This is a genomic window from Streptomyces sp. NPDC060198 (assembly GCF_042728415.1).
Taxonomy (GTDB): Bacteria; Actinomycetota; Actinomycetes; order Streptomycetales; family Streptomycetaceae; genus Streptomyces.
Genome location: NZ_JBHWZJ010000487.1, coordinates 1 through 4445, shown reverse-complemented (window position 1 = coordinate 4445; position 4445 = coordinate 1). Strand labels below are relative to the sequence as shown.

At 71.0% G+C, this 4445-nt stretch carries 2 protein-coding genes; one reads left to right on the top strand and one right to left on the bottom strand.

Going from position 1 to position 4445, the window contains the following annotated elements; genetic code table 11:
• Positions 1-160: 160 nt before the first annotated feature.
• Entirely contained in the window at positions 161-2734 is a 2574-nt protein-coding gene (locus tag ACFWEP_RS32165) for an FHA domain-containing protein (RefSeq protein WP_387375452.1), read from the bottom strand.
• Between the two features lie 393 nt (positions 2735-3127).
• On the opposite strand from ACFWEP_RS32165, the gene serB reads away from it, so the two are divergent.
• Positions 3128-4384: a phosphoserine phosphatase SerB gene (serB, locus tag ACFWEP_RS32160; protein WP_387375450.1), complete on the top strand. Its 1257-nt coding sequence runs from the start codon at positions 3128-3130 to the stop codon at positions 4382-4384.
• Positions 4385-4445: the final 61 nt, after the last annotated feature.

Below are 4445 nucleotides of genomic sequence, written 5' to 3'. Positions count from 1 at the left end.
GTCGGTCGGGCCGGCCGAGTCGGCCGGTCAGTCGGCGACGGCGACGGCGCTCAGGTCCATGCGCGCGAGGCGCTCAAGGTCGTCGAGGCGGGGTCCGGATCCGGAGCGGGGTACGACGCCCTGCACCCGGCGCTGCCCGGCCGGTACGCGCCGTACCGCGCTACTTGCGCATCACCTCGGGCTCGTGGCGGCGCAGCAGCCGCGCGACCACGAAGCAGCAGATGACGCCGAGCCCCAGCAGCACCGCGAGGTCGGTGGCCCACACGCCCGTGGCGTGCTCCCACAGCTGGTCCACGTCGGCGGGGTGCTCGGGGTCCCACGGCGGCATGAGGCGGGAGAGGTCGAGCGTCGCGCCGGCCGCGGCCACGGCCCAGCGGGACGGCATCAGCCAGGCGAACTGCTCCAGGCCGGGCGAACCGTAGATCTGGAAGAGCACCCCGGGGAAGACGAACTGCGTGATCGTGAACATGACGAGCAACGGCATGGTCTTCTCGGCGGTACTCACCAGCGACGAGATGACCAGGCCGAACATCATCGAGGTGAAGCCGACCGCGCTGATCGCGAGGCAGATCTCGACGGCCGGGGGCAGGACGAGCCCTTCCGTCGGCAGCTGCCGGCTGGAGAGGCCGATGGCGCAGATGATGACGCCCTGCAGCGCCGTGATCACGCCGAGGACGATGACCTTGGACATCAGGTACGCGGACCGGGAGAGGCCGGTGGCCCGTTCCCGTTCGTAGATGACGCGTTCCTTGATCAGTTCCCGTACGGAGTTCGCCGCGCCGGTGAGGCACATGCCCACCGCGAGGACCAGCAGGATCGTGGCGGCCTTGCCGTTGAACTTGTGCGGGTTGGTCGGCCCGACCAGGCCGTACTTGGCCGGGATGACCATGCTGACGGCGCCCAGGACCGCGGGCAGCACGACCATCAGGCCGAGGAAAAGCCGGTCGGACGCGATGACCGAGACGTACCGGCGGATCAGGGTCCACAGCTGTGTCACCCAGCCCTGCGGCTTGGGCGGGCGCAGCAGCTGCGGCGGTGCCATGTTCACGGGCTGCGCGGCGACGGCGTCGATGTCGGCGGCGTACAGCTGGTAGTGCTGCGAGCCGCGCCAGCGGCCGGCCCAGTCGTAGTCGCGGTAGTTCTCGAAGGCGGAGAAGACGTCGGCCCAGGTGTCGTAGCCGAAGAAGTTGAGCGCCTCCTCCGGCGGACCGAAGTACGCCACCACACCGCCGGGTGCCATGACGAGGAGCTTGTCGCAGATCGCCAGCTCGGCCACGGAGTGGGTGACGACGAGGACCGTACGGCCGTCGTCGGCGAGGCCGCGCAGCAGCTGCATCACGTCGCGGTCCATGCCCGGGTCGAGACCCGAGGTCGGCTCGTCCAGGAATATCAGGGACGGCTTGGTCAGCAGCTCCAGGGCGACCGAGACCCGCTTGCGCTGTCCGCCGGAGAGGGAGGTGACCATCTTGTCCTTGTGCACGTCGAGCTTCAGCTCGACGAGGACCTCGTGGATGCGTGCCTGACGCTCGGCCTCGGTGGTGTCTGCGGGGAAGCGGAGCTTGGCCGCGTACTTCAGCGCCTTGGTGACCTTGAGTTCCTTGTGCAGGATGTCGTCCTGCGGCACGAGCCCGATGCGCTGGCGCAGCTCGGCGAACTGCTTGTAGAGGTCACGGTTGTCGTAGAGGACGTCGCCGTGGTTGGCGGGCCGGTAGCCGGTGAGCGCCTTGAGCAGGGTGGACTTGCCGGAGCCGGACGGGCCGATGACCGCGACCAGCGACTTCTCGGGGATGCCGAAGGAGACGTCCTTGAGGATCTGCTTGCCGCCGTCGACCGTCACCGTGAGGTGGCGGGCGGAGAAGGAGACCTCACCGGTGTCGACGAACTCCTCCAGCCGGTCGCCGACCAGCCGGAAGGTGGAGTGGCCGACGGCGACGATGTCGTTCGGCCCGAGGAGCGCGGAGCCGGACTTCTGGAGCTGCTGACCGTTGACGTACGTGCCGTTGTGCGAGCCGAGGTCGCGGATCTCGAAGCGGCCGTCGGGGGTCGCGTGGAATTCGGCGTGCTGGCGTGAGACCTGGAGGTCGGAGACGACCAGTTCGTTCTCCAGGGCACGGCCGATGCGCATGACCCGGCCCAGTGCCAGCTGGTGGAAGGTGGTCGGGCTGCGGTCGCTGTGCACCGGTCCACCGGCGCCCGCCGCGTGGTCCTGCTGGTGCGGGACCCTGGCCCCCGGGTCCTGCGCCCCCCGGTCCTGCGGCTGCTGCCAGGGCTGCTGCGGCACGGGCGCGACAGGAGGCTGGTACGGGACGGCCGGCGGCTGGTACGGCGCCCCCTGCTGGGCCGGTCCGGTCTGCTGGGCCCGCGACGCGGGCGGCTGGTACGCCGCCGCCTGCTGGGCCTGTCCGGCCTGGGCCCGCTGCGGGGCCGGGGCGGCGGCGCCGACGCCGATCCTCGGCCCGTCCTGGGCGTTGCCGAGGCGTACCTCGGTGCCGGGCCCGATCTCCGTCCGCTGCACACGGGTGCCGCGCACGTAGGTGCCGTTGGTGCTGCCATGGTCTTCGACGACCCAGTCGCGCCCGCTCCAGCTGATCGTGGCGTGCCGCCACGAGACCCGGGCGTCTTCGAACGTCAGGTCCCCCTGTGGATCACGTCCGAGCGTGTACGACCTGGACGGATCGAGCGTCCAGGTTCTGCCATTCAATTCCAGTACGAGTTCCGGCACTCCGCGCCCCACTTGTCGTCCCCCGATTCGCCCCCGCTGCGGGAAGCCCGAGGATGCTGAACATCGGGGGGCACTATTCCAGGGACACTCCCCGATCCGAAAGCCGGACGGCCCGGCCCGCGTGGGCGCGGTGGGCCCGGCGGGGGTCCGACCGGCGGACACGGCGGGGTCGGGGGCAGGTTGGGCGAGGGCCGTGAGGCGGGTACCGCGAGGGGTTCGGCGCAGGTCCGGCGGGGGACAGGGCGGGCGCGGCGTACGACGGGCTCGCGGAAGCAGCCCCGGCAAGCGGCGCCGGACGGCACCCCGCGAAGGCTCCGGACGGTTTCCAGGGGGACGGGGGCCGGGTGTCCGTTACTCGGGACGGCCTGCCGGGGCTCCGGCGGCGACCGATACGGTGGAACCACCATGAGCGCATCTCAGCCACCTCAGTCTCCCTCGTCCTCCGAGCTTCCTGGGTCCCGTCCGGGCAGCGACTCCCCCACTCTTCTCGTGAAGATCTTCGGGAAGGACCGTCCCGGCATCACCGCCGGGCTTTTCGACACGCTCGCCGCCTACGCGGTGGACGTCGTGGACATCGAGCAGGTCGTCACCCGTGGCCGGATCGTGCTGTGCGTGCTGGTGACGGCCCCGGTCGCCGGCGGCACCACCGAGGGCGATCTGCGGGCGACCGTGCACAGCTGGGCCGAGTCCATCAAGCTCCAGGCCGAGATCATCTCGGGTACGGGCGACAACCGCCCGCGCGGCGACGGCCGTTCCCACGTGACCGTGCTGGGCAACCCGCTGACCGCGGAGTCGACCGCCGCCATAGCGGCCAGGATCACCTCGACCGGCGCCAACATCGACCGGATCTTCCGGCTCGCGAAGTATCCGGTGACCGCCGTCGAGTTCGCGGTCTCCGGAGCGGGCACCGAGGAGCTGCGGACCGCGCTGGCGGTCGGGGCCGCGCAGATCGGTGTGGACGTGGCGGTGATGTCGGCCGGTCTGAGCCGTCGGGCCCAGCGCCTGGTGGTGATGGACGTGGATTCCACGCTGATCCAGGACGAGGTGATCGAGCTCTTCGCCGCGCACGCGGGCTGCGAGAAGGAGGTCGCCGCGGTGACCGAGCAGGCGATGCGCGGGGAGCTGGACTTCGAGCAGTCCCTGCACGCCCGGGTCGCCCTGCTGGCCGGACTCGACGAGTCCGTGGTGGAGAAGGTGCGCGCCGAGGTGCGGCTGACCCCCGGGGCCCGCACCCTCATCCGCACCCTGAAGCGGCTCGGCTACCAAGTCGGCGTCGTGTCGGGCGGGTTCACCCAGGTCACGGATGACCTCAAGGAGCGGCTGGGGCTGGACTTCGCCTCGGCCAACACCTTGGAGATCGTCGACGGGAAGCTCACCGGACGCGTGGTGGGCGACATCGTGGACCGGGCGGGCAAGGCCCGTCTGCTCCGCAGCTTCGCCGAGCAGGCGGGTGTTCCGCTGGCGCAGACGGTGGCGATCGGGGACGGCGCCAACGATCTTGACATGCTGAACACCGCCGGTCTCGGGGTGGCGTTCAACGCCAAGCCCGTCGTCCGTCAGGCGGCGCACACGGCGGTGAACGTGCCGTTCCTGGACACCGTGCTCTATCTGCTGGGCATCACCCGCGAAGAGGTCGAAGCGGCGGACGCGCCGGGCGCCTGAGAGCGGTCCGGCATCCGCCGCAGGACGCGGAGACGGACGGGGCCCCGGCACGCGTGCGGCG